25 protein-coding genes, 1 tRNA gene and 1 pseudogene are annotated in these 24229 nt (G+C 45.9%); 20 read left to right on the top strand and 7 right to left on the bottom strand.

Annotation, left to right across the window (positions count from 1 at the left end):
• The first annotated feature begins 269 nt into the window (after window positions 1-269).
• The 4 genes from DYC63_RS05850 (at window position 270) to arfA (ending at window position 5715) form a co-directional block, all read left to right on the top strand.
• On the top strand, window positions 270-1157 hold the full coding sequence (locus DYC63_RS05850) for an OmpA family protein (RefSeq protein ID WP_172459440.1): 888 nt from the start codon (window positions 270-272) through the stop codon (window positions 1155-1157).
• 17 nt (window positions 1158-1174) lie between these two features.
• Entirely contained in the window at window positions 1175-5206 is a 4032-nt protein-coding gene (locus DYC63_RS05845; protein WP_115218378.1) for a Calx-beta domain-containing protein, read from the top strand.
• A 92-nt stretch (window positions 5207-5298) separates the two neighbouring features.
• Entirely contained in the window at window positions 5299-5496 is a 198-nt protein-coding gene (locus DYC63_RS05840) for a CsbD family protein (RefSeq protein ID WP_115218377.1), read from the top strand.
• 33 nt (window positions 5497-5529) lie between these two features.
• Window positions 5530-5715 carry an alternative ribosome rescue factor ArfA gene (arfA, locus tag DYC63_RS05835; protein ID WP_115218376.1) on the top strand — a complete coding sequence of 62 codons (186 nt, stop codon included), beginning with the start codon at window positions 5530-5532 and terminating at the stop codon, window positions 5713-5715.
• A gap of 32 nt (window positions 5716-5747) precedes the next feature.
• Here the strand turns inward: arfA and gshB are convergent, their stop codons facing one another.
• Window positions 5748-6695: a glutathione synthase gene (gene gshB, locus DYC63_RS05830; protein WP_115218375.1), complete on the bottom strand. Its 948-nt coding sequence runs from the start codon at window positions 6693-6695 to the stop codon at window positions 5748-5750.
• Window positions 6696-6773: 78 nt separating this feature from the next.
• Between gshB and gshA the strand changes: the two genes are divergently transcribed.
• The 11 genes from gshA to DYC63_RS05770 all read left to right on the top strand — a co-directional run bounded on the left by gshA (window position 6774) and on the right by DYC63_RS05770 (window position 17515).
• On the top strand, window positions 6774-8315 hold the full coding sequence (gene gshA / locus DYC63_RS05825; RefSeq protein WP_115218374.1) for a glutamate--cysteine ligase: 1542 nt from the start codon (window positions 6774-6776) through the stop codon (window positions 8313-8315).
• 9 nt (window positions 8316-8324) lie between these two features.
• Window positions 8325-8828 (top strand): thiol peroxidase, encoded by a 504-nt coding sequence (tpx, locus tag DYC63_RS05820; protein WP_115218373.1) that lies wholly within the window; start codon window positions 8325-8327, stop codon window positions 8826-8828.
• A 434-nt stretch (window positions 8829-9262) separates the two neighbouring features.
• Entirely contained in the window at window positions 9263-9682 is a 420-nt protein-coding gene (rbsD, locus tag DYC63_RS05810; protein ID WP_115218371.1) for a D-ribose pyranase, read from the top strand.
• A 2-nt stretch (window positions 9683-9684) separates the two neighbouring features.
• On the top strand, window positions 9685-11211 hold the full coding sequence (rbsA, locus tag DYC63_RS05805; RefSeq protein ID WP_115218370.1) for a ribose ABC transporter ATP-binding protein RbsA: 1527 nt from the start codon (window positions 9685-9687) through the stop codon (window positions 11209-11211).
• 8 nt (window positions 11212-11219) lie between these two features.
• Window positions 11220-12176 (top strand): ribose ABC transporter permease, encoded by a 957-nt coding sequence (gene rbsC, locus DYC63_RS05800; RefSeq protein WP_115218369.1) that lies wholly within the window; start codon window positions 11220-11222, stop codon window positions 12174-12176.
• Window positions 12177-12222: 46 nt separating this feature from the next.
• A complete protein-coding gene (gene rbsB / locus DYC63_RS05795; protein ID WP_115218368.1) occupies window positions 12223-13095 on the top strand; it encodes a ribose ABC transporter substrate-binding protein RbsB in 873 nt (290 codons plus the stop codon).
• 75 nt (window positions 13096-13170) lie between these two features.
• Window positions 13171-14115: a ribokinase gene (gene rbsK, locus DYC63_RS05790; protein ID WP_115218367.1), complete on the top strand. Its 945-nt coding sequence runs from the start codon at window positions 13171-13173 to the stop codon at window positions 14113-14115.
• 68 nt (window positions 14116-14183) lie between these two features.
• Window positions 14184-14972, top strand: a complete 789-nt coding sequence (locus DYC63_RS05785) for a Cof-type HAD-IIB family hydrolase (protein WP_115218366.1) — start codon at window positions 14184-14186, stop codon at window positions 14970-14972.
• Between the two features lie 86 nt (window positions 14973-15058).
• The gene (locus DYC63_RS05780) at window positions 15059-16933 is read left to right on the top strand and encodes a fructose-specific PTS transporter subunit EIIC (RefSeq protein ID WP_115218365.1); all 1875 of its coding nucleotides are present in this window, start codon (window positions 15059-15061) and stop codon (window positions 16931-16933) included.
• Between the two features lie 221 nt (window positions 16934-17154).
• Window positions 17155-17382, top strand: a complete 228-nt coding sequence (locus DYC63_RS12620; RefSeq protein WP_172459439.1) for an antitoxin VbhA family protein — start codon at window positions 17155-17157, stop codon at window positions 17380-17382.
• Window positions 17383-17438: 56 nt separating this feature from the next.
• Window positions 17439-17515 (top strand) — tRNA-Val (locus tag DYC63_RS05770).
• A 46-nt stretch (window positions 17516-17561) separates the two neighbouring features.
• Here DYC63_RS05770 and DYC63_RS05765 read toward each other — a convergent pair.
• The 4 genes from DYC63_RS05765 to DYC63_RS12890 all read right to left on the bottom strand — a co-directional run bounded on the left by DYC63_RS05765 (window position 17562) and on the right by DYC63_RS12890 (window position 20368).
• Entirely contained in the window at window positions 17562-18074 is a 513-nt protein-coding gene (locus DYC63_RS05765; protein ID WP_115218363.1) for a dihydrofolate reductase, read from the bottom strand.
• Entirely contained in the window at window positions 18067-19404 is a 1338-nt protein-coding gene (locus DYC63_RS05760) for an MATE family efflux transporter (RefSeq protein ID WP_115218362.1), read from the bottom strand. Before DYC63_RS05760 ends, DYC63_RS05765 begins: the two co-directional genes overlap by 8 nt.
• 207 nt (window positions 19405-19611) lie before the next feature.
• Window positions 19612-20022, bottom strand: a complete 411-nt coding sequence (locus DYC63_RS12895) for a hypothetical protein (protein ID WP_218564561.1) — start codon at window positions 20020-20022, stop codon at window positions 19612-19614.
• Window positions 20012-20368 carry an ArsR/SmtB family transcription factor gene (locus DYC63_RS12890; protein WP_218564560.1) on the bottom strand — a complete coding sequence of 119 codons (357 nt, stop codon included), beginning with the start codon at window positions 20366-20368 and terminating at the stop codon, window positions 20012-20014. Before DYC63_RS12890 ends, DYC63_RS12895 begins: the two co-directional genes overlap by 11 nt.
• 417 nt (window positions 20369-20785) lie before the next feature.
• Here DYC63_RS12890 and DYC63_RS05745 point away from each other — a divergent pair, with 417 nt between their 5' ends.
• The 3 genes and pseudogenes from DYC63_RS05745 to DYC63_RS05740 all read left to right on the top strand — a co-directional run bounded on the left by DYC63_RS05745 (window position 20786) and on the right by DYC63_RS05740 (window position 22259).
• Entirely contained in the window at window positions 20786-21121 is a 336-nt protein-coding gene (locus DYC63_RS05745; RefSeq protein ID WP_115218360.1) for an IS630 transposase-related protein, read from the top strand.
• A gap of 69 nt (window positions 21122-21190) precedes the next feature.
• Window positions 21191-21300 (top strand): annotated as a pseudogene (locus tag DYC63_RS13745) (IS30 family transposase); the annotation flags it as partial.
• Entirely contained in the window at window positions 21297-22259 is a 963-nt protein-coding gene (locus DYC63_RS05740) for an IS30 family transposase (protein ID WP_115218359.1), read from the top strand. The pseudogene DYC63_RS13745 and the gene DYC63_RS05740, both read left to right, overlap by 4 nt.
• Window positions 22260-22266: 7 nt before the next feature.
• Here DYC63_RS05740 and DYC63_RS05735 read toward each other — a convergent pair whose 3' ends face one another.
• The gene (locus tag DYC63_RS05735) at window positions 22267-22533 is read right to left on the bottom strand and encodes a DUF8108 domain-containing protein (protein WP_218564559.1); all 267 of its coding nucleotides are present in this window, start codon (window positions 22531-22533) and stop codon (window positions 22267-22269) included.
• Window positions 22534-22661: 128 nt separating this feature from the next.
• On the opposite strand from DYC63_RS05735, the gene DYC63_RS05730 reads away from it, so the two are divergent.
• Complete coding sequence (locus tag DYC63_RS05730) at window positions 22662-22943, top strand: helix-turn-helix domain-containing protein (RefSeq protein ID WP_115218358.1); 282 nt, start codon at window positions 22662-22664, stop codon at window positions 22941-22943.
• A 49-nt stretch (window positions 22944-22992) separates the two neighbouring features.
• On the opposite strand, the gene DYC63_RS05725 is transcribed toward DYC63_RS05730, so the two are convergent.
• Entirely contained in the window at window positions 22993-23241 is a 249-nt protein-coding gene (locus DYC63_RS05725) for a transposase (protein WP_218564558.1), read from the bottom strand.
• 46 nt (window positions 23242-23287) lie between these two features.
• Here DYC63_RS05725 and DYC63_RS13740 point away from each other — a divergent pair.
• A protein-coding gene (locus tag DYC63_RS13740; RefSeq protein WP_425452122.1) for an IS630 family transposase occupies window positions 23288-24186 on the top strand; the annotation gives its coding sequence in 2 pieces (ribosomal slippage) (window positions 23288-23603 and window positions 23603-24186; 900 coding nt in all).
• Window positions 24187-24229: the final 43 nt, after the last annotated feature.

Genomic DNA, 24229 nt, shown 5'->3' with positions numbered 1-24229 from the left:
ACCTCAAACAATTAAGCCGTAAATTTTACACAAAAGCAGGCAAAGCATCTGGCAAAATCAAATAAAAGATGCTTTTACCTTACTCATTGCAACTATTTAAAAACACAAGAAATAGACATAAAAACCCAAACAAACACAAAATATAGTGCAAAAACCCAAAACAAAAGAAAGCATTGCTAAGCAAAGGATTTTTATATAGAATTCCTCGTTTTCAATCAATCAACAAGCCGATGAAAACCAAAAACTCCCTTTTATATTCGCTCATTACAATGAGCTGCCTCTATGGCTGCGGCATGGGAAAAGTCCCTGTTGAAATATGGGAAGATTTCTCTCACACCCCGCCCACGGAATACGTGCCACCCAATCTGGCCGGCGTTATTTTCTACCGCTCGCCCGATATTCTGCCGGGCGATGCCGTCAATATTTATGCCAACAATGAATACATTGCCTCTTTGCTTTCAGGCGCTTATCAGCAAGTTGCGCTTTGCCCTGAAAATCAGCTGATTAATGCGGAATACGCCAAACAAGATCCGGCTTATGTGCGCAAACACAATCAAGGCATCAGCTACAATCTTGCGCCTGAGCAAATCGTCTTTTTCGAAGTTGTGCCTGATGCGGATTATGGCGTTGCAGTACGTCCGATTGACGCACAAACAGGATTGCAAGCTGTGATTGGACAAAAACTCCTGCGGCAAAACCACACCCTGCCGCGCCTAGACCGTCAAAGCACTTGCGGACAAAAAATACTCAAGCAATACACTTTAGAAGCCTCGGCATTATTCAAATTCGATAAATTCGACTATGCCAATATGCTTGAGCGCGGTAAGGCGGAAATCCAAGCCATCTCGCAAGACATGCGGCAGTATATGAACCAAATCACCAATATCGCCGTTATCGGGCATACCGATCCCGATGGTTCTTATGCCTACAACATGAAGCTCTCCAGAGATCGTGCCGATACCGTTAAGCAAGCCCTGCAGTCTAACGGCATCAACGGCAACCTCATCAGCACGGAAGGACGCGGCAAAAACGAACCGCTCATAACCGACTGCGCCGCCCGCCATCCGAATAACCGCGAATCGCGCCTTGCTTGTAACCAACCGAACCGCCGCGTGCAAATCAACGTTTACGGCTCACAAACCATTATTAATCAATAAAATAGAAGGAATTCCATATGAGTATCGCATTACAAATCCTAAAAGCCAATGGCGAAATTGCCAACCCGGCTGCCAGACTCTCAAACGCACAAGCCACCGTCATCAAAGCAGAATCAGGTCAAAGATTCCAATTAATCGACGAAATCACAGGCTTTGCCCCTGAAAACATCGAAGTCCAACGCGCCGGCAACGACCTTCTTGTAGCCTTTGAAGGACAAACCACTGAGCAACCCGGACTCATCATTCAGGACTATTACGCCACCGCGGGCAATAAAACGGATAATCTCCTCGTCGGATTGCATGAGAACGGTGCTATTTATCCATACGTACCTGAAACCGCGCAAGCCGGTGCCGCCATTCACCAATTGGCGGAAGGCGTTGTCGCCACCCAAGCCGTCGGCGGAAGCGTCGCCACTGCTGCTGCAATGGCGCTCCCCCTATGGCCATTAGCTCTAATTCCATTGGCCGGGCTAGCAGCTCTTGCCGGTGGCGGCGGTGGCGGCGGTGGCGGAGACGACAAACCTGCCCTGCCTAAAGCCTCCATCTCAGGTCTGGAAAAAGTCAATGAAGGCATCGGCACTGTGGAATACACCGTCACGCTCGATAAACCTGCCGCAGAAGACGTCACCATTAAATACACCATCACGCCTAACGCCCCGACCAGCGTAGAAGATTTCACCAAAGATACGCCCATGACAGGTACGGTAACCATTCCTAAAGGCAAAACCACCGCCACCATCCCTGTCGGCATTGAAAACGACCACATCTATGAAGGTGAAGAAAGCTACACCGTTAAAATCTCCGACCCAACTAATGCCACTATCGGCAAAGACAGCATAACCACTACCATCTATGACAATGGCACTACCGATGGAAAAACACCCGGAACAGATCCGGTACCGAGCGATCCGAAAATACCGCATGATAGCGATGATGACCGCCCGACTGTTTCTATTGAGGGACCAAAAAATGTAAATGAAGGCATCGGTCAAGCGAAATACACTATCAAATTGGATAAAGCCAGCGGCGTAGATACCGAAATCACCTACACCGTCGCCCATGCTGCCGATGATCCTAAAACAGATGACAAAGATTTTGGCACAAACGGTGCGGGCACCAGAACCGTGATCATCAAAGCCGGACAAACTAGCGCCGAAATCTCTGTTGATATAGAAAATGACAAAAAATATGAAAGCGCAAACGGAGGCGAAAAGTACACCGTTAGCATTGATAAAGCGGTAGGCGGTCAAACTGACAATACCGACAAATTTACCGCTATCGATAACGGCGAAACCAAATACGGCAATAAATCCGTAACCACCGCCATTTGGGACAACGGCACGACCGACGGCACAACACCCGGCAATAATCCGCCGGCTGATCCGAAAAACCCTGATGCAACACCGCATAACACAGATGACGACCGCGATTTAACATTGGGAATTAGCGGACCTACTGCTGTCAATGAAGCTGTTGGTAAAGTGACCTATACCGTTACGCTCAATAAAGTAAACAATACGGCAGACACTACCGTAGATGTTATTTTGAAGCACGGTACAACAGATGCGAAAGACTTTTCGTCCAAAATCGCTGATGGCGATATCGTTAAAAAAGTTACCATCCCTAAAGGTTCAACAACTCTCAAAGTAGATTTTGATTTAGGCATCCATAACGATGATATCTTTGAAGGCAAAGAAGACTATACCGTTACATTAGTAAATCCCAAAAATGCCGCCATCGACAAAAACAAAGGCAGCGTTACTACGGTCATTTGGGACGACGGTACGACAAACGGCACAGACCCTGCCGATCCCAAGAATCCTGATAATCCCAGCAATGTCTATGATGACCGCCCGACCGTTTCTATTGAGGGACTGAACAGCGTAAATGAAGGTATCGGTCAAGCGAAATACACTATCAAATTGGATAAAGCCAGCGGCGTAGATACCGAAATCACCTACACCGTCGCCCATGCTGCCGATGATCCTAAAACAGATGACAAAGATTTTGGCACAAACGGTGCGGGCACCAGAACCGTGATCATCAAAGCCGGACAAACTAGCGCCAAAATCTCTGTTGATATAGAAAATGACAAAGAATATGAAAGCGCAAACGGCGGCGAAAAGTACACCGTTAGCATTGATAAAGCCGAAGGTGTTAAAACTGAAAACGGCGAGACTATCAAAAAAGAACTCAAGTACGGCAATAAATCCGTAACTACCGAAATTTGGGATGACGGCACAACCGACGGAAAAACCCCCGGCAATAATCCTCCTGCTGATCCGAAAAACCCTGATGCAACACCGCATGACACGGATGATGATCGTCCATTAAGCATCACTGGCGATGGAGACGAAGTGGAAGAAGGTAAGGAATATGCAGGAACCTTTACAATTGGTCCGAAAACATCATTTACCAGCATTACGATTAATGGAAAAGAGCTTGGTTTGAATAAAATAATCAATGCCAGCAATGAATTCCCGATTGATTTAGATCCTAATAGCGATAAAGACGGCGCTATTAGATTAAAAATCACAGGGTATAATCCTGAAACAGGAGAACTTAGCTACACTTATAAAAGTAATGCTCAAGACCATAGCAAAAATGATCCTATCATCAATGAAATTCCATTTACCCTGCTGGGAACAGACGGCAATAAGCACGATGGTAAATTTACCGTTAAAATTACTGATACTGCACCTGAAGCTGTTGATGATGAGAATAAAGCCAATATTGAATCTGCAAGCGGAAGCGTTTTAGAAAAGACGGCAAGCGGAAATGTATTAGATAATGATAAAACTGGTGAAGATACGCCGACAACCGTTATCGGCGCTCAATCAGGCGTGCATGATAAAGTCAGCAATGGTGTTGGCACAGAAATTCAAGGTGAGCTTGGAACACTTAAAATTCAAGCAGACGGAAGCTATACCTATACGCCTAATCAAGGCAAAACCGGTAAAGATGTCTTTACCTATACCATTAAAGATGCAGATGGAACTATTAGTACTGCAAAATTAACTATTACAGTAAACTCTCCTGCGGATATCTCCACAACATCAAGTAATCAAATAATTAACTTGATAAACAGTTCAATCTCTAGTGTAGTAGACAGTAGCGTAAGCGTAACAATTACAGATAAAGATACAAACGAGCATTATCTCAAAGCAATCGGAGAAACGGAAAAACTTAGTAACGGAAATATTATTTCAGGTGCTTATGGAAATTTCAAAACAGTTCAAGAGCAAAAATTAGGAGAAAATGATAATTTCTATAAATTTGAATATAAACTCGACACAGAAAATACGGTAATTAAAGCCTTAAGCAAGGGGTTGGATCTTACTATTTATGATAATCTGAATATCCATTCTTATGACGGTATGACCGCAAATTCCTATGCCGCGCTTTATGTAGCCATTAATGGCAACGTAAATCCTGTTACATTTAAAAATCAGATTACAAAACATGATGATATCTATCAAGAAGCTGATGTGTCAAATGCCACAATCAACACCTTAGCTGGAAACGATGTCGTTGTGATTAATTCGGCAAAAAAAGCCACTATTAGCCTAGGCGAAGGAGATGATTATTTTTATGCCAAAGACAATATCTCCAATACTTCAATTCAAGGCGGAGACGGCGATGATGTCATTACTTTATATGGCACAGCAACAAATGGTAGCAAAATCAATGGTGGTTCAGGCAAGGATACGCTTGTTTTAGCTCAAGATACAACAATTGACGGCAATCAATTAAGTATTACCAATATTGAAATCATTGATTTACGTAGTGGCAATGGCAAAGATGCGAACATGGCGCCAAATACCGTTACCTTAACGCAATCCGCATTAGTAGATAATGGCGTAAAAAATATTAGCCTATTTGCTAACAAAACAGATGCATCAAATAAAAATCCTTTAGATGTGTTTACTCTTGATGTTGATGATGAGAGCAGCGTCAGCCGAGACGGCAATGTTTATACGGTAAACCTTGGCGCTCAAGGAACTTACACCATTACTGACGAGCTGAATATCGGCATCAATATTGTCTAAACGGCAAACAGTACAAATCCCCGCTCTGCGGGGATTTTTTATGCGCGGATTTTCGCGTATCATAAGCCCTTCAAAATAATTAGGAGAAAAAAATGCCAAATTTTCTATCCGATATGGTTGCCCATTGGTGGCAATACAAAGGCAAGCGCAAGCAGGAAAAAGGGCAGCGCAGCGGTAACTCTCAATTAATCGTAGAAGGCAAGCGCGATGAATTGGCGGGCATGATTAAGGCGCGCAGCGGCTGTCCAATCCGTCAAGCAATTAAAGAAGCAGATGAAAATAATGTCTAATCGTCTGTCATTCATTTCAAAATAGGAGCTGATATGAAGAATAAAAGACAATTAAACCGCGATTTACTTTTAAGCGGCACATACCGACAGCGGGTCGTGAAAGCGCAGAAAGGTAAAGGCAGTTATCAACGCCAAGAAAAACACCGTCGTCTTAATCAAGAACGCGGTGTTTTTTGTTTTTACGGCAATTTTTTCTGTGCAAGCTTAGCTGCATTTTAACTTCAAAAAGCCGCAAACAATATTTTCTTCCTTTACTCTGCAATTTTCTTTGCCAATGTTTCCCAAAAACGTCCTGCAATATCCTGCCCTGTGGCATTTTCGATTTCGCGCATGCAGGTTGGGCTGGTTACATTGATTTCGGTTACATGACCGCCGATGACATCCAGCCCCACCAAATGCAGACCTTCCCGCTCAATCAAGGGCTTAACCTGTTCGACCAACCACCATTCCCTTTCTGTCAAAGGCTGCACCACGCCGCGACCGCCAGCGGCAAGATTAGCGCGGAATTCGCCTTCTTTGGGCAGTCGTGCCAAACCGTGATCGACCGCTTCGCCGTTAATAATCAAAATCCGCTTATCTCCTTCCGTTACCTGTGGCAAAAAGCCCTGCACCATCAAGGTTTCCAATCCGTCGGGATTCATCGCGTCTAAAATTGCGCTGATATTTTTATCGCCCAAACTCAATTTGAAAATGCCCATACCGCCCATGCCGTCCAAAGGCTTCAGCACCGCTTCTTTATGCTCGCGTAAGAAATCCAAAATATCCTCGCGCGATTTTGTGATTAAGGTCGGCGGCGTGCATTGCGGAATTTGGCTGATGGCAAATTTTTCATTGATATTGCGCAGCGCGGCAGGCGGATTGATGACGGTAACGCCTTGACCGACCAATAAATCCAGCATATAGCTGTCGTAAATATAGCGCAGGTTAAACGGCGGATCTTTGCGCTGCAAAACCACGTCCGCACTGGTCAAATCGATTTCTTCCTCATTTAAGACGCGGCAATACTCTTCGTCGCGGTCAAAAAGCTCCACCGTACGCACATAAGCGCGCACCTCGCCGTCGCGCACGCGCCAGTCCTGCTGCTCAAATATCATCACTTGCATACCGCGGCGCTGCGCCGCCAGCATCAGGGCGAAAGTCGTGTCTTTATACGGCTTAATCTCATCAATATTGTCCATTAAAACGGCTAATGTCTGCATTGCTTTCTCCTTGTTTTACTAGCTGCCATCATAACCAAGAATGCGCTATTATGCTCAAATTCTTGAGAGGAGCAGATTATGCACATTGAGACGCTACCGCTGTCAGGCGGCCATATCGGCATCGAACGCGAAACCCTGCGCAGCAATGCCGACGGCGAACTGGCAAGCAGCCGCCATCCCGAAGCCCTTGGCAATGTTTACACTCACCCCAACATCACAATCGATTACGGCGAAGCTCTGCTGGAATTTGTCAGCGACCCGCATCACAGCCCGCAAGCCGCCTATCAGCAACTCTTGCAGCTCCAGCAATTCAGCGCGCAGCATCTCGGCGCAGAACGGCATTGGCCGCCGAGCATGCCCTGCCGTCTGCCCGACAATCCCGAACATATCGACATCGGCTATTTCGGCGAAAGCAACGGCGGCAAACTGCGCCGTCTTTACCGCATAGGCTTGGCATACCGTTACGGACGCCCCATGCAAATGATTGCCGGCGTACATTTCAACTACTCGCCGCCGCCCGCCCTTTGGCAAGCCCTAGCCGATAGAGAGGGCGTAGCGCTTAGCGACGACTGGAAAAACGTCCGCTATATGAGCATGCTGCGCAATATTCAAAAACACGGCTGGCTCATCTGTCACCTCTTCGGCGCCTCCCCCGCCGTTGACGAAAGCTTCCAGCCGGCACAAAACTTACTCGACCGTCTGCACCGTCGCAGTCTCTCATGGCGCAATGCTACCACCCTGCGCATGAGCCAGCTCGGCTATCAAAACAAAGTCGATTTCAGCGTCAGCTTTAACCATTTGTATGAATACATCCGCGATCTAGGCACCGCCGTCCTTACCCCTGCGCCCCAATACGAATATTTCGGACTCAAAGATCCTGCCGGCAACTACCGCCAAATCAGCACCCACATCCTGCAAATCGCCAACGAATACTACAGCGGCGCGCGCCCCAAACAACCGCTGAAAAAAGGCGAACTGCCAGTCATCGCGCTACACAATCGCGGCATCGCCTACATCGAACTGCGCCTATTAGACAGCAACCCCTACGACCCTGCCGGCATCAGCCTCGAACAAATCCGCTTCCTCGAATGCTTTATGCTCTGGTGTCTTATCAACCCCTGCTCCCCCTTTGACAACAGCGATTACAACGAAGCCAACCACAACCGCCTGCGCACCGCCTGCTGCGGACTCTCGCCCGACTTCCAACTCTTCAGAGAACAGCGACAAATCCTTGCCCGCGACTGGGCGGCGGAAATCCTACAAGCACTCCTGCCTGTTGCAGAGAACCTAGACCACGCTGCCGGCAGCACAGACTATCAAGACGCCATTGCTCGACAAATCGCCGCCAATCAGGGACAGAGCCTGCGTCTGCCCGAACAAGTGCAGGCGGAACTCGCCGAACAGGAATTTCTTGACTGGGGCATCGCATTACAAAATCGCCACCAAACTGCCCTATCCGCGCCAATCCCTGCTAACATAGCCGCGCAACTTCAGCAGCAAAGCCGACAATCCTTGCAAGCCTTTGCTGATATTGAAGCGCAGGCGGCGCAGCAAATCGCATTTGACGACTATCTCGCCCATTATTTCGATCCGCTCGCCGCATTATTTTCTAAAAATTAAGGAGCTACTATGAGCCAAGTCACATTTCACGAAGACCCTGTTACCCTAGCAGGACAACTTCCGCAAAACGGAGAAACCGCACCCGATTTCCACCTCGTCGCCCAAGACCTCAGCGAAAAAACCCTAGCCGACTACGGTGACAAATTCAAAATCCTCAACATCTTCCCCAGCGTTGATACCGGCACCTGCGCCAAAGCCGCACGCCAATTCAACGAAAAAGCCGCGCAACTCTCCAATACAGTCGTGCTGTGCATCTCCGCCGACCTGCCCTTCGCCCAAAAACGCTTCTGCGCCGCCGAAGGCTTGAACAACGTAGAAATGCTTTCGGCATTTCGCAGCAAAGACTTTGCCGACCAATACGGCGTCGCCATTACCGACAGCCCGCTCGCCGGACTCTGCGCCCGCGCCGTGATTGTGCTTGACGGCGATAATCGTGTGATTTACACGCAATTAGTGAAAGAAATCAGCGACGAACCCGATTACGACAGTGCGCTGAAAGCCATTCAAGCCTAAGCGGCAAATGCTAAAAAGCCGGCAGACGCCGGCTTTTTATATGCCCATAATCGAGCAATTAAACAAGTACCTAGGAATTTATAGTCGGAGAAGTAAAAAAGTATAGTCGGAGGAGTGGAAAAGTAGTACAAGGCGGCGAGCCGCAGACAGCACAAGAGCGTACAGAAAGGCAAACCAAGTCCGTAATACTTTTTTAATTCTTTGACTATACTTCTCCCTGCATGACTTTCCGCTTCTGCAAGTAAGAAGTGTGACAGCTTCCTATTTTTCAATTCTTTCTTATCCCTAAAAACAGATTTCAATCTTGCTCGCATAGCATAATCAATTATTTTTACATAACAATCAGAAACTAATCCCATTTTCTATGTCATTTTTTAGCATTTGCTGAAAAAATGTTTTAACATGAGAAAAACATCAAGATAAAGAATGTAGCCATGAAAAAAACCACGATTTTAAACGCAAAACTCTCGCATACTATCGCAACTTTAGGACATACCGATGCTTTAACCATTTGTGATGCCGGCTTGCCCATTCCCGAACGGCAAAACCGTATTGATCTCGCTTTAAGCCCCGGCATTCCCGATTTTTTAACAACGCTTAAAGCAGTATTATCGGAATTATTTATTGAGCGTTTGGTTTTAGCGGAAGAAATCAAAACGCTTAACCCTCGCATAGCAGAAGCGGCACTCGCCCTTATTGCGAAAACTGAGGCGGAACAAGGTAATCGAATTACCATTGAATATGTAGCACATAGCGATTTCAAGGCATTAAGCAATCAATCTAAAGCAGTGCTGCGCACAGGAGAATGTTCGCCTTATGCAAATGTGATTCTTTACTCAGGCGTGCCGTTTTAATCATGGAAACATTATTAACTCTCAATGGAATAGACAAATCCTTCTCAGGCGTACAGGCCTTACAAGGCGCAGGATTAACAGTATACGCCGGACAGGTGATGGCGCTTATGGGAGAAAACGGCGCAGGCAAATCAACCTTGATGAAAATTCTCACGGGCATTTACCAACGTGATGCCGGCAGCATTGAATATCTTGGCAAATCAGTGCATTTCGCCAATCCCAAAGCTTCCCAAGAAGCGGGCGTCAGTATTATTCATCAGGAACTTAATATTTTGAGCAATCTATCGATTGCAGAAAATATCTTTTTAGGACGCGAGTTTACTCATGCTTGGGGCGGCATTGACTGGAATAAAATGTATCTCGAAGCAGATAAATTGCTTGCCCGCTTAGGAATTAAGCATTCCAGCAAGCAATTGGTCGGCGAGCTTTCCATCGGCGAGCGGCAGATGGTGGAAATCGCCAAAGCTTTGAGCTTTGAATCGCAAGTCATTGTGATGGACGAGCCCACCGATGCCTTAAGCGATACAGAAACCGAAGCATTGTTTGCCGTCATTCGCGAACTGAAAGCGCAGGGACGCGGCATCGTCTATATTTCTCATCGCCTGCAAGAAATTTTTCAGATTTGTGATTATGTTACGGTATTGCGTGACGGTCAATGGATTGGAGAGTGTGCCGTAGCCGATTTAAACGAGACTCAATTGATTGAAATGATGGTCGGGCGCAGTTTAGAAGAACAATATCCGCATCTTGAACAAGAACGCGGTGCAATATGTCTAGAAATTAAAGAACTCAGCGGTTGCGGTGTGCAAAAAGCCAGTTTGACTGTGCATCATGGCGAAATTTTAGGTGTTTCAGGATTAATGGGTGCAGGACGCAGCGAATTAATGAAATTAATTTACGGCGCTCTACCCAGAAGCAGCGGAGAGATATGGCTAAACGGCAAGCGGATTAAGCCCAAAACACCTGCTCAAGGTTTGGCTTGCGGCATTGTTTATATTTCCGAGGATCGCAAAGGCGACGGTTTGGTGCTATCCATGTCGGTAAAAGAGAATATGTCGCTTAGCTCGCTCAAACGTTTTGAACGCTGGGGAAAAATCATCAAACACAATGAGCTGTTAAATGTACAGGATTTTGTCGATTGGTTTGCAATTAAAACACCCAGCGTCGATAAAATAATCGCCGAGCTCTCCGGCGGTAATCAGCAGAAAGTGGCAATTGCAAAGGGTTTGATGTGCCGACCGCAAGTGCTGATTTTAGATGAACCTACCCGCGGCGTAGATGTCGGCGCAAAAAAAGAAATTTATCAGCTCATTAACCGTTTTAAAGCCGAGGGTTTAAGCGTCATTTTAGTTTCAAGCGATATGCCCGAAGTTTTAGGCATGTCCGATCGCATTATTGTGATGAAAGAGGGAAGCGTGATGAGCGAGTTTTCGCGTACAGAGGCAAGTCAGGAAAAACTACTTGCCGCCGCTTTAGGACGACAAGACGCTTCACACACTATTTTGGCACAAACGGCACAACACCAATAAGGCTTTATATGAAAACATTAAATATCAAACAATTACTCATTGAACAACGATCGCTTATCGCACTATTTCTATTGATTGCGGTGGTTTCAAGCCTCAATCCGAATTTTTTCAATATCGATAATTTTCTCAATATTTTTCGCCAGACTTCTATAAATGCCATTATCGCTATCGGCATGACCTTTGTGATTTTAATTGCAGGTATTGATTTATCGGTCGGTTCAGTCTTAGCGCTAAGCGGCGCAGTGGCGGCAAGTTTGATTAGCAAGGATATATCGGTTTATATAGTCGTGCCGCTGATTTTGTGTTTTGGCGCAGGCTTAGGCTTAGTCAATGGTGCTTTGGTAGCCTTTGGCAAGGTACAGGCCTTTATGGCGACCTTAATCATGATGCTGATGCTGCGCGGTTTGACGATGATTTATACCAACGGCCGTCCGATTACAACAGGATTTTCCGACAATGCCGATACCTTTTCCAGTATCGGCACCGGCTTTATATGGGGAATCCCTGTGCCTGTATGGTTGATGTTGCTGCTATTTGGCATAGGCTGGTATGTGCTCAGTCAAACGCGCATCGGACGCTATATTTATGCCTTAGGCGGCAATGAAAGCGCTACGGCTTTATCAGGTATCAATATTAATCGAGTTAAATTATTTGTTTTTGCAGTAAGCGGTTTACTTGCGGCATTAGCCGGTTTGATTGTGACCGCCCGTCTAGGCTCGGCACAGCCCACAGCCGGTTCCGGTTATGAATTAGACGCCATTGCAGCAGTGGTTGTCGGCGGCACAAGTTTAATGGGAGGCAAAGGGCGTATTTTTGGTACGCTCATTGGGGCTCTTATTATCGGATTTCTAAGTAATGCCCTGAATTTATTGAATATAGATTCCTATTATCAACTGGTCGCCAAGGCTTTAGTCATCTTAGCAGCGGTCATTTTAGACAATTTCTTAGGGCATAAACGCACATAAATTTTGTCTATTTTCAAATAAGCTTTCATTCACTCAGGAGATAAATATGAAAAAACTCAGTACATTAACCATCTCAATCGGTTTGGCATTCGGCAGTATCGCTTCTGCACAGGATACGATTGCACTTGCTGTTTCTACGCTGGATAATCCTTTTTTCGTTACCTTGAAAGAAGGTGCGCAGAGCAAGGCGCAAGAACTCGGCTATCAATTGATAGTATTGGATTCGCAAAATGATCCTGCTAAAGAATTGGCAAATGTAGAAGATTCTTTAGTGCGCGGCGCGAAAGTATTGCTGATTAATCCCACCGATTCTGATGCCGTCAGCAGCGCCGTGATGACTGCCAATCAAAAAAATGTTCCTGTGATTACGCTTGATCGCGGCGCCAATAAAGGCGATGTTGTCTCGCATATTGCTTCCGACAATATTGCCGGCGGCAAAATGGCGGGCGATTTTATTGCTGAAAAAGTCGGTAAAAATGCCAAAGTCATTCAGTTGGAAGGCATTGCAGGCACTTCTGCTGCACGTGAACGCGGCGAAGGTTTTAAACAGGCGGTAGAGAGCAATGAATTTGAAATTCTAGCCAGCCAACCTGCAGATTTCGACCGCACAAAAGGTTTAAATGTAATGGAAAACTTACTTGCCGGACATCATGCGGTACAAGCGGTATTTGCGCAGAATGACGAAATGGCTCTCGGTGCTTTGCGCGCTTTGCAAGCGGCAGGCAAAAATATCGTAGTTGTTGGATTTGACGGTACAGATGATGCTATTAAAGCAGTAGAAAACGGTAAATTAGCGGCAACTATCGCTCAACAGCCCGAACAAATCGGTGCCTTAGGCGTAGAAACGGCGGTCAGCCTTTTGAAAGGCGAAACCGTCGAAGCACAAATCCCCGTGCCCTTAAAAGTCATTAGCCAATAATTCGACCTAAAATCCATAAATCTTTTATCAAACGGCAGGCTTTAGGCCTGCCGCTTCATCTGTTAAGGAGAACTTATGCAAATGCTTTGTGTGCTAGGCAGCATCAATATCGATCATGTGATGCGCGTGTCTTATTTTCCTCAAGCGGGGGAAACCATTATAGGCAAAAGCTATCAGCTTGCTTATGGCGGCAAAGGTGCAAATCAAGCGGTGGCGGCAGCACGATTAGGTGCCGATGTGCAATTTATCGCCGCAATCGGCGCAGACCAAATGGGGCAAACAATGAAAAATGCCTTCGCTGCTGACGGCATCAATACCCAAGGCATTATCACCATTGAGCAGCAAAATACCGGCTTGGCAATGATTCAAGTAGCGGATAACGGTGAAAACAATATCGCCATCCACGCAGGAGCAAATGCCGCTTTAGGTGCCGAAAAAGTCATCGCTCAGCAATCGATGATCACAGAATCCGCTATGTTGCTGACACAATTGGAAACGCCTGTAGATGCTATCCTTAAGGCAGTAACAATCGCCAAGCAAGCAGGGAAAACCACTCTGCTAAACCCTGCCCCGGCTCAAGCTCTGCCAAGCGAGCTGCTCAAGCAAATTGACATCATCACCCCAAATGAAACGGAAACGCAAATACTCACCGGCATTGCCGTACATGATGAAGGCAGCGCTGCGCAAGCTGCAAATATTCTGCATCGACAAGGCATTAACATCGTTATCATTACCTTAGGCGCCAAAGGCGCATATCTCAGCCAACAGAACACAAATGCTGAAATGATCACAGGTTTTCAAGTCGAAGCCATTGATAGTACCGCAGCCGGCGATACCTTTAACGGCGCACTGGCAACCGCTTTGCTAGAAGGCAAAGATATGCGCGATGCTATCCGATTTGCCCATGCCGCCGCCGCATTGTCCGTAACAAAACTCGGCACACAAAATGCCATCCCCTACCGTCAAGAAGTAGAAGAATTTTTAGCCCGTCATACACAGCACAATGCAGATATTGCTTGATCCCGATATTTTTTGACATATTCCGGCAAACAAACTATGCGATACTGCAATAAAAACAAAGGAAAGCCATGAGTACAGAAATCATTTTTTTCGATATTGACGACACCCTTTGCCGCTTGGGGCGTTTGACTGAAAACAATCTCCGCGCCTTGCAGGCGCTGAGCGCGCAAAACACGGTCAAACTCGCCATTGCCACAGGGCGCAGCATCGCCATGCTGCCGCCCGATATCCGCCGCCTGTTTGATTCGGGCATGATTGAAGTACTGGTCAGCGCCAACGGGCAATACAATATGATCGGCAGCGAGATTATCAGCCATTATCCCCTCGACCAAGCGGCGGCGGCGGAATTGGCGGCGGTATGCCGGCGTTTCGGTTTGGTCTATCAGCAATTGTCCGAGCATCATATCGCGTGGTCGGAGCCTTTGCCGCATTACGAGCAGACCAAAGCCGTTTTCCCCGGCTGCGTGATTGACCCCGACTATTACAGCCGCCACAGTATTTACCAATTCTCCGTTTTCCTGCCCGAGCAGGACGAAGACCCCGATATCGTGCGCACATTCGAGGATTTGGGCTTTCATTTTGCCCGCTGGCATAAAGGCGGCGCGGATTTGCTGCCGGCGCAAGGCTCGAAAGCACGCGGCATTGCCGACATTTGCGCAGCGTTGGGCATTAATCCCGCACATACCATGGCTTTCGGCGACGGCTTGAACGACATCGAAATGCTGCAATATGTGGGCATCGGCGTGGCAATGGGCAATGCTTGGGAGGCTTTGAAAGCGGTGGCGGATTATGTTACCACCACATTGGAAGACGACGGCATCGAGCAGGCATTAAGGCATTTTTCTGTTTTAAAATAAATATTTTTCCCTATAGAAATAAAGCCGTGCAAAGCAATGTTAAAAAATGCATAATATTTGCTTCATTTTCTATTAAGGGGGAAATTATGCAACTCAGCAATGAACTGATTCGCCTCGGCGCCAAGCCCGCCGACAGGCAAGAGGCGATTCGGCAAGTCGCCGCCGTTTTGGCGGAAAACGGCAAAGTCGCGCCGCAATATGTAGACGGCATGTTTGAGCGCGAAGCGCAGGAAAACACCTATCTCGGCAACGGGGTCGCCATTCCGCACGGCACGCCGCAAAGCCGCGAATTTATTAAAGAAACCGCCATCGCTATCTTGCAAGTGCCCGAGGGCGTAGACTGGGAAGACGGCGAACCGGCACATCTGATCGTGGGCATTGCCGCCAGCGATAATGAGCATTTGGCGGTATTAAAACGCTTAAGCAATGTCGTCGGTGACGAAGAGGTCGCGCAACGCCTTGCGGTTACTACTGATGTGAACGAAATCCGCATTGCGCTGTCCAGCGTTGCGCAAGCCGAAGAAAGCACCGCAAACGCCGCCGCTGCGCAAACGCAGGGCGAAGCGCCGTTTATCATCGGCATTACCTCCTGCCCCACCGGCGTCGCCCATACCTATATGGCGCAGGAAGCCTTGGAAAAAGCCGCCAAAGAGCTGGGCTATCCTGTGAAAATCGAAACCCAAGGCAGCGTGGGCGCGGATAACGTCCTCAGCGCGGAAGATATTGCCAAAGCGGCGGTCGTTATTATTGCCGCCGATACCAATGTCGAGCCCGACCGCTTTGTCGGCAAACGCCTTTACCGCAGCAGTACCAAAGCCGCCATCAGCGACGGACAGGGACTAATCAAAACCGCTTTGGCGCAAGCCAAAACCTACGGCGATGCCAATGCTGCGGCGGAAAGTAGCGTCAACAGCAAAGAAAAAACCGGCGTCTATAAACATCTGATGACCGGCGTTTCCTACATGCTGCCTTTTGTGGTCGCCGGCGGCTTATTGATTGCCTTAGGTTTCGCCTTCGCCTCCTTACAAATCGGTGAAAAAGGCATCTTTATTTATGAAGACGCTTATAAAGGCACTTTCGCCGCCAACCTCTTCTGGGCGGGCAAAGCGGCATTCGAACTCTTTATTCCCATCTTGGGCGGCTACATCGCCTATTCGATTGCAGGACGCCCCGGCATCGCCCCCGGCATGGTCGGTGCGCTCATTTCCAATCAAATCGGTGCGGGCTTTTTAGGCGCTATCTTCGCGGGCTTTATCGCCGGTTACTTCGTGCAATTTCTTGCCAAAACCATTAAATTGCCGCGCGAATTGGAAAGCCTCAAGCCGATGATTATCCTGCCTTTACTCGGCACAACCGTTGTGGCGCTATTGATGTATTATGTCATCGGCAAGCCGGTCAGCGGCATCATGGAAGCCCTGACCGAATGGCTGAAAACCCAGCAAGACGCCAAAGGCTTCGCCGCCTTCTTACTCGGCGGACTGCTCGGCGGCATGATGGCGTTAGACATGGGCGGGCCGGTCAATAAAGCCGCCTACGGCGTGTCCACCGCCCTCATCGGCAGCAACATCTTCTTCCCGATGGCAGCCGTCATGGCAGCAGGTATGACACCGCCGCTCGCCATCTTCTGCGCCACACTCATCTTTAAAAACCGCTTTACCAGCGAAGAGCGTGAAGCAGGCAAAGCCGCAGGCGTACTCGGGTTGTCCTTCATTACCGAAGGCGCGATACCCTTTGCCGCCAAAGACCCGCTGCGCGTCATTCCAGCCTTGGTTATCGGTTCGGCAGTTGCCGGCGCGCTCAGCGTTGCCTTCGGCTGTGGTCTGCATGCCCCGCACGGCGGTATCTTTGTTCTCTTCATCCCTAATGCGGTGGACAAAGTCTTCCTCTATGCACTTGCCATTATTATCGGCACCGCCGTCAGTACCTTCTGCCTAGGCGCGTTTAAAAAACGCATCGTCTAATCTGTGTTTCATCAGAACATTAAGCCGCCTAAGTGCGGCTTAATTTATGTCTTTTTGTTCAGACAACAGGTATAGTCAAAGAATTGAAAAAGTATTACGGCGTTGGCTCGCCTTGCCGTACTATCTGTACTGTCTGCGGCTCGCCGCCTTGTACTACTTTTTCACTTCTCCGACTATAAGATACAGCATTTTTGCTATCATAGCTTTTTCTCTTAAGGATTATGATGACTGCCAGCCCGATTACCGCAAAAGAAAAACGCATTCGCCTAATCGCCGTGAATCAAGTCTTAAATGTGATTCGCGGTAAAGGTTACGAACCCAGCCCGGCTATGCGCGCTGCTTATGACCGCTACATCAATGGCGAGATCGAATGGGATATGTGTAAAGAATTAGTCAAAAAAATCGCCGCCAAAGAGAGTCAGCAGAATAAAAGCATCTCCGGAAAATAACTCTCAATAAAACACTTGCCAAAAAAAGAAAAACTCTCTATAATCGCGCCTTCTTTAGGCATATAGCTCAGTTGGTTAGAGCACCACCTTGACATGGTGGGGGTCGTTGGTTCGAGTCCGATTATGCCTACCAAATTCCATAGAAAAAGCCCTGTTTTTACAGGGCTTTTCTTTTTTACCTATACCACTTCTTCTCCGACTATACGCCGATAGCGACAAAAGCTTAAATCATAACGGTTATTCGTATCCGCCTCTACAGTTTCGCAAGCGATTTCTTGCCAAATTCGGCTGTCAATAACAGGAAAAAAGGTATCGCCCTCAAGTTCTGTTTCTATCCATGTAATATTGAGTTCGTCTGCCAATGATAGACTGCTGCGATACAATTCGCCGCCGCCGATGATAAAGACTTTTTCCACGCTTTCGCAAGCAGTTAAGACTTGATCGAGGCTGTGATGGACTTCGGCATCCGGCAATTGAAATGCCGCATTGCGGCTAATCACGTGATTGGCGCGTTTAGGCAGGGCTTTGCCGATAGAGAGGTAAGTATTGCGTCCCATAATGACGGGATAGCCCATGGTTGCCGCTTTAAAATGCGCCAAATCGCGCGGCAAATGCCAAGGCATGGCATTATCGCGCCCGATAACGCGGTTGCGCGTTTGCGCGGCAATCAAATGAATTTCCGGCTTAGCCATACAGTACTCCATGTCGTTGTAAATGTTTAAAAACGCGATGAATGGCTAATGCGGCAAAAATAAATAATCCTAAGGCGCAGCCAATCCACAGTCCGATAATACCCATATCAAAGCCGTAGAATAATAAGCAGCCGACCGGAATGCCGATAATCCAATAACCGAACATGGCAAAGCCGAGAATAATCCGTGTGTCGCCAAGTCCGCGCAAAATGCCTGTGGCGGCCACCTGCAAACCGTCGGCTAATTGGAAAAACGCCATAATCAGCAAAATTTGTACCGCTAAAGCAATAATTTGCAAATCTTTTGTATAAATCGCGGCGATTTCTGCACGCAAAAAATACATAGCGACACTGGCGCTGAGCATAAATATGGTACAAAACAGTAGCCCCGCAATACTGCGATCTCGAATTGCCTGCCAATCATCACGCCCTAAAGCATTGGCGGTACGGATGGTCAAAGCGGCAGACATACCCAAAGGAATCATAAACATCACGCCGAGATAATTGCCGGCAATTTGATTGGCACCAGTCATAATCGCGCTACTGCGGCTGGCCATAACGCTAATAAATGCAAACATGCCGACTTCCATCATAATCGCCACGCCAATCGGCAGACCGACGGCAATCAGCGAATACAGAATATCTTTTCTTGGCCGGCTGATGCGCGAGAATAAGCGATAATGCCGCCAGCGTTTGTCTTTGAGCAAAATGCCCAGCAATAGAATGAAATACAGTAAATAGCAAATCGCGGTAGAGACCGCCATGCCTGCCGCGCCCCAGTCGGTGTAAGTCAAAAACACATAATTGCCCAAGGCATTCACCGGCAATAAACAAGCCTGCACGATATTAATCATGCGCGGACTGGCCATGCCTTCCATAAAATACCGCGCCACGCCGGCGAAAACAAAAATGCCTGCCGGCAAAGCCAAGATTAACAAATAAGCGTTGCTTTGTGCAGCGATATCTGCCTGACTGCCCAAGACATAAGGCAGATAAGCACAAAGCAGTGTCAGCAGAACGGTTAATAACGACATACCCCAAAACAGCCATAACCCCTGTTGAAAATAGCGGCGAACCGCCGTGCTGTCTTCTGCACCGTGGTGACGAGAAATATAAGCGGAAAAACCGATTCCCACACCGCTCATCAACAAATAAACCAATGCGAAAAGCTGATTGGCAAGGGATACGCCCGATAAGGTTAAGGCGCTGTGCCGCCCCGCCATGACCGTATCGATAATTTGCTGGCCATAATTGAGCAGCTGAGTGCCAATCATGGGAATAGCAAGTTTTAATGTAGGGATTAATTCTGTTTTTAAAGATTTCAGCAACATGAAATATTTTCAGTAAAAATAAAAAGCGCTATTGTGGCAGAAAGCGGATTTATTGCCAAATCCGGTTTTATATAGAATCCGTATCTTTACAGAGCAGGCAGATTCTTTATTCATGCGCCCAGAATAAAAATCAAGATAGCAGAAAGCATAAAAAGACTGAAGCCAAGAACGGCATTCAGTCTTTATAAAATAGGTAAACTCTTAATATTAGGCGAGCTGTACCGGGCCGTGATCATCGCAATGATCGCCATGCGGATGATGCAGGCGGCCATTAACCAAATAATCGACATGGTCGCCATGCGGTACAGCCTCATGACCGCAATTCGGACCATGCACATGCTCGCGATCATGGCAGCCTTGCGCATTTTGATGACAATCGCAATTTCCTGCTTCGCAATCACAATCGCAACCGGCTACGCAGCCGCAATCTTTCATTGCCGTGCATTGATCCGGATTTTGCGCATTCACTTCCAAATAATGCTCATCCACATGGTCGGCATGGACGTGGTGCAAATGTCCGTCATGCAAATAATCGACATGATCGCCGTGTTGGATGGCCGTATGTCCGCAATCTTTGCCGTGCACATGGTCGTGTTCTTTATGGATTTCACAAGTCATTGTCTGCTCCTATTTCAGGTTCATGGGAATGTTCATAAGCATTATGAATAATGCTCACAATATGTTCGTCTTTTAAGCGGTAATAAATATGTTTGGCATCGCGACGCTTATCAAGCAAACCGGCATCATGCAATTTCTTTAAACGCATCGAGGTGGTATTGACCTTATCTCCCAGCATTTCAGATAATTGCGACACGCATAATTCTTGATATTCATGCAAAAGCAATAAGATTCGCAACCGCATGACTTCTGCCATCGCCGCAAACATCGCTGCACTGCGGCTTAATGCTTGCAATTCCTGCTCTGTTAAGACTTTTGGCTGTTGATGCTCATGTTTGCAACTCATACTCATCTCTTCATTACAACACTTATTGAAGTGTGGAAATTTTACGCTAAGACAAGAACAATGACAAGCAATTTTTATTTTTCTGAAAAATTTTTCTTGGCTTTAAGAAACTCGTTTAGAAAGTTCATATATATTCAAATGGTTATGAAAAAAACAGACTTTCTTAATGACTTCTATTGCCGGAGAAGTGAAAAAGTAGTACAAGGCGGTGAGCCGCAGACAGTACAAGAGCGTACGGCAAGACGAGCCAATGCCGTAATATAGTCAATTCATGGCAAAGTTGCACACCTAAAAATATCAAGCTTTATTATTGGGCGGGTTAACATACAAAAACTGTGTATTTATAACCAACAAACCTTGAAATAATACCTTCCATCCCCATATCTCCATCACCATCCACCAATCACTACTTCATATATGGCTTATTCACTAGAAATCAGACAAAAAGCCTTGGCTTATTATGACAAATGCAAGAATATTGACCTTGTTATAGAGGCTTTTGGTGTATCAAGACACACCGTGTTTCGTTGGAGACGACAACTTAAAGAAACAGGCAATTTGTCTTGTAAAAAAACCACTAACAGACCCAGAAAATTTGATAGAAAAGAGCTTCTTGCCTATTTAGAAGCAAATCCTGACAAGTACCTACGTGAAATTGGCGAAGTATTTGGGTGTAGTGATATGGCAATCCATAAAGCACTCAAAGCAATGAACATTACTCTCTTAGATTCAAGCTTGAAGTGCAACGTTTAATAGACAAGAGAGAAGATGTAAGATGTGCGGTGTTGCACTTGCTTATCAACTCTTACCTATCAGAACGTTATGAAACACTATACACATCTTATACAAGAACAAAGGTATCAAATATCCGTGCTTAGAAAAGCGCTTATTCATATAGCGAAATAGCCAATATCGTGGGCTGCCATAAATCTATAGTCGGAGAAGTGAAAAAGTAGTACAAGGCGGCGAGCCGCAGACAGTACAAGAGCGTACGGCAAGGCGAGCCAACGCCGTAATACTTTTTCAATTCTTTGACTATACCATCAGCCGAGAGATCAAACGCAATACAGGTAAAAGAGCTTATCGACCGCTGCAAGCTCAAGAAATGACAGAAGATCGTAAAAAGCAAAACGCTTATCAACTCAGTGATTTTGCCAAAGCCTACATCAATCATCTGATTGAGAGAAAATATTCTCCCGAACAGATGACAGGGCATCTTAAACGACTGGGTTGGCAACATGTTCCCAGTCATGAAAGCATCTATCGCTATATTTATGCAGACAAGAAATCAGGCGCAGACTTATATCGGCATCTGCGTAGTCAGAAAACCTACCGCAAACGTGGCTTCAAAGCTCATGACAGACGCGGACACATTCCCAACAGAGTAGATATTTCAGAACGCCCGAAAATGGTAGAACAGCGTAGCCGCTTAGGGGATTATGAAGGTGATACGGTCATTGGTCATAAGCACAAAGGAGCATTAGTGACTCTTGTAGAAAGAACAACAAGAGAAGTCAAACTCAAAGCATTGAAGCATCGTAAAGCCGAACAAGTGGCACAAGCTTGTATAGAGATACTTAATGCTGAAAAGGTTTGCACGATTACTTTTGATAATGGCAAAGAATTTTCTCGGCATGAACAGATAGCTGAAGCACTCAATGCCGAGATATTTTTTGCCAGACCTTATCACTCTTGGGAGAGAGGGAGTAATGAGAACCTCAACGGATTGATTCGGCAATTTTTGCCTAAGTCTGTGAGACTTGATAATCTCTGCGCTGAATACATTAAAGAGATAGAGGACAATTTGAATAATCGTCCTCGTAAGGTGCTAGGCTTTATGACGCCATTGGAGGTTAAAGCTAGCTTTGGGTGCGTTGCACTTCATACTTGAATCTGCCTTATTGGGAATCCTCCATTTTTAACAAAACTTTTGGAGCATTAACATTAGAAATAATCGCATACACTAAATTTCCTATCCCAAAAGTAAACCATACTGTTACTAATGCACAAATAACATGACCACTTCCAGTTCCCCAAGTTTTTTTCTTAAGAAGTGCATTACGTTCTGATTGCTCTAAGATAATGTAACCTTGAGTTACAAAATCATCTATTACATTTTCCATTTCTTTTTTTGAGGTTACTTTGCGCAAACGAGGTTCTGCCATAATTTATCATCCTATAAAAATATTAATAATAACCAACACTTATTCTATATGCCAATAGTTGATTGGTACCCTAGTTTTAAGTCAAACCTAAAACAGGTTTATGATACCTTAAACCTAAAATAGGTTCAATGAAAAACGCAACTACTTTAAGAACATCGATTCATTCAGATGAGCAAATTTGGCTTAGAAGGCGCTTTGTACAAAAGCGCAATGAGTTAGGCTTATCACAAAAAGCATTAGCTGAAGAAATGGGTGTAATCGCTTCTTTTATCGGCAAGATTGAGACAGGGGATAGACGGCTAGATATTTTTGAATTTATCAGTTATTGTCATGGTTTAGGCATATGCCCTTCTCAGCTTTTTGCAGAGCTTATCCAAAGAATAAACAAAGCTACTAAGGGAAAGCGGTAGCATAGTCGTTATAAAATAAAAATGGCTCTAGACTAGGGTCTGTTGACAATCACCTTAAATTCATAAGGGTTGCAGCGAGGTAAATGTTTGCTGCAAAGGAGCTGTCTGTTTTCTCCGAACGCATGGCTATCTTCTTAAACTCCTTTAAACCACAGAAAAAATTTTCTACCAAATGACGCCATTTGTACACATACCGGTCATAAGCACGTTGCAGTTTTCGCTTGCTCGTCGGCGGAATCACCGCTTGGCAAGCTCTTTCGTTCAGTTCTTCTATAACCAACAAACCTTGAAACAACACCAACCATCTCCATATCTCCATCACCATTCACTAATCACTACTTCAAATGGCTTATTCACTAGAAATCAGACAAAAAGCCTTGGCTTATTATGACAAATGCAAGAACATTGACCTTGTTATAGAAGCTTTTGGTGTATCAAGACACACCGTGTTTCGTTGGAGACGACAACTTAAAGAAACAGGAAATCTGTCTTGTAAAAAACCCACCAACAGACCCAGAAAGTTTGACAGAAAAGAGCTTCTTGCTTACGTAGAAGCAAATCCTGACAAATACCTACGTGAAATTGGTGAAGTATTTGGGTGTAGTGATATGGCAATCCATAAAGCACTCAAAGCAATGAACATTACTCTTAAAAAAAGACCACAACTTACTTCGAGCAAGACCCAAACAAAGTCAAAGAATTCCAAGATAAATTAACACAACTACAAGCTACGTCCAAACACGGTTACGAGCTTGTCTATATAGATGAGACAGGCATTGATACTTACCTATACCGTACTCATGCAAGAAGCCTAAAAGGTCAAAGAGCCTATGATAAAGTCAGTGGCAGACGCTATCAACGAGTCTCCTTAGTGGCAGGACAAATAGGCAACAAAGCCAAAAACTTGATTGCTCCACTCATCTACAACAATACAATGGCAAGTGCTTTGTTTGAAACGTGGTTTGAACAAATGCTACTGCCTTGTCTTAACAATCACACCAAACAAACAGGCAAGCCTTGTATTATCATCTTAGACAATGCAAGATTTCACAGAATGAAACACTTGCAAGAGCTTATCAATAACACACCATATGAACACATCATCTTACCATTACCACTTTACTCACCTGAGCTAAACCCAATAGAGCAAACTTGGGCAACGATTAAAAGATGGCTTAGAAGTCATTTGTCAGAGTTTGATACAATCGAAGAAGGTTTTAAGTGTTATTTTGGGGTTTGGTGAGTATATTTGAGATGAATTGACTATATTTTTCAATTCTTCGACT

Source organism: Suttonella indologenes (assembly GCF_900460215.1).
Lineage (GTDB): Bacteria > Pseudomonadota > Gammaproteobacteria > Cardiobacteriales > Cardiobacteriaceae > Suttonella > Suttonella indologenes.
Note: the sequence above shows the minus strand (reverse complement) of the source record. Positions and strands in the feature narration are given on the sequence as shown.

Excerpts from the sequence above, each read along its gene's own strand:
- rbsK (WP_115218367.1), top strand. The coding sequence starts at position 13,171 with ATGCAAATGCTTTGTGTGCTAGGCAGCATCAATATCGATCATGTGATG.
- rbsA (WP_115218370.1), top strand. The coding sequence starts at position 9,685 with ATGGAAACATTATTAACTCTCAATGGAATAGACAAATCCTTCTCAGGC.
- gshA (WP_115218374.1), top strand. The coding sequence starts at position 6,774 with ATGCACATTGAGACGCTACCGCTGTCAGGCGGCCATATCGGCATCGAA.
- gshB (WP_115218375.1), bottom strand. The coding sequence starts at position 6,695 with ATGCAGACATTAGCCGTTTTAATGGACAATATTGATGAGATTAAGCCG.
- DYC63_RS05850 (WP_172459440.1), top strand. The coding sequence starts at position 270 with ATGAGCTGCCTCTATGGCTGCGGCATGGGAAAAGTCCCTGTTGAAATA.
- DYC63_RS05840 (WP_115218377.1), top strand. The coding sequence starts at position 5,299 with ATGCCAAATTTTCTATCCGATATGGTTGCCCATTGGTGGCAATACAAA.
- DYC63_RS05735 (WP_218564559.1), bottom strand. The coding sequence starts at position 22,533 with ATGGCAGAACCTCGTTTGCGCAAAGTAACCTCAAAAAAAGAAATGGAA.
- DYC63_RS12890 (WP_218564560.1), bottom strand. The coding sequence starts at position 20,368 with ATGAGTTGCAAACATGAGCATCAACAGCCAAAAGTCTTAACAGAGCAG.
- DYC63_RS05780 (WP_115218365.1), top strand. The coding sequence starts at position 15,059 with ATGCAACTCAGCAATGAACTGATTCGCCTCGGCGCCAAGCCCGCCGAC.
- DYC63_RS05760 (WP_115218362.1), bottom strand. The coding sequence starts at position 19,404 with ATGTTGCTGAAATCTTTAAAAACAGAATTAATCCCTACATTAAAACTT.
- DYC63_RS05730 (WP_115218358.1), top strand. The coding sequence starts at position 22,662 with ATGAAAAACGCAACTACTTTAAGAACATCGATTCATTCAGATGAGCAA.
- DYC63_RS12620 (WP_172459439.1), top strand. The coding sequence starts at position 17,155 with ATGATGACTGCCAGCCCGATTACCGCAAAAGAAAAACGCATTCGCCTA.
- rbsD (WP_115218371.1), top strand. The coding sequence starts at position 9,263 with ATGAAAAAAACCACGATTTTAAACGCAAAACTCTCGCATACTATCGCA.
- DYC63_RS05745 (WP_115218360.1), top strand. The coding sequence starts at position 20,786 with ATGGCTTATTCACTAGAAATCAGACAAAAAGCCTTGGCTTATTATGAC.
- rbsC (WP_115218369.1), top strand. The coding sequence starts at position 11,220 with ATGAAAACATTAAATATCAAACAATTACTCATTGAACAACGATCGCTT.
- arfA (WP_115218376.1), top strand. The coding sequence starts at position 5,530 with ATGAAGAATAAAAGACAATTAAACCGCGATTTACTTTTAAGCGGCACA.
- DYC63_RS05765 (WP_115218363.1), bottom strand. The coding sequence starts at position 18,074 with ATGGCTAAGCCGGAAATTCATTTGATTGCCGCGCAAACGCGCAACCGC.
- DYC63_RS12895 (WP_218564561.1), bottom strand. The coding sequence starts at position 20,022 with ATGACTTGTGAAATCCATAAAGAACACGACCATGTGCACGGCAAAGAT.
- DYC63_RS05785 (WP_115218366.1), top strand. The coding sequence starts at position 14,184 with ATGAGTACAGAAATCATTTTTTTCGATATTGACGACACCCTTTGCCGC.
- tpx (WP_115218373.1), top strand. The coding sequence starts at position 8,325 with ATGAGCCAAGTCACATTTCACGAAGACCCTGTTACCCTAGCAGGACAA.
- rbsB (WP_115218368.1), top strand. The coding sequence starts at position 12,223 with ATGAAAAAACTCAGTACATTAACCATCTCAATCGGTTTGGCATTCGGC.
- DYC63_RS05845 (WP_115218378.1), top strand. The coding sequence starts at position 1,175 with ATGAGTATCGCATTACAAATCCTAAAAGCCAATGGCGAAATTGCCAAC.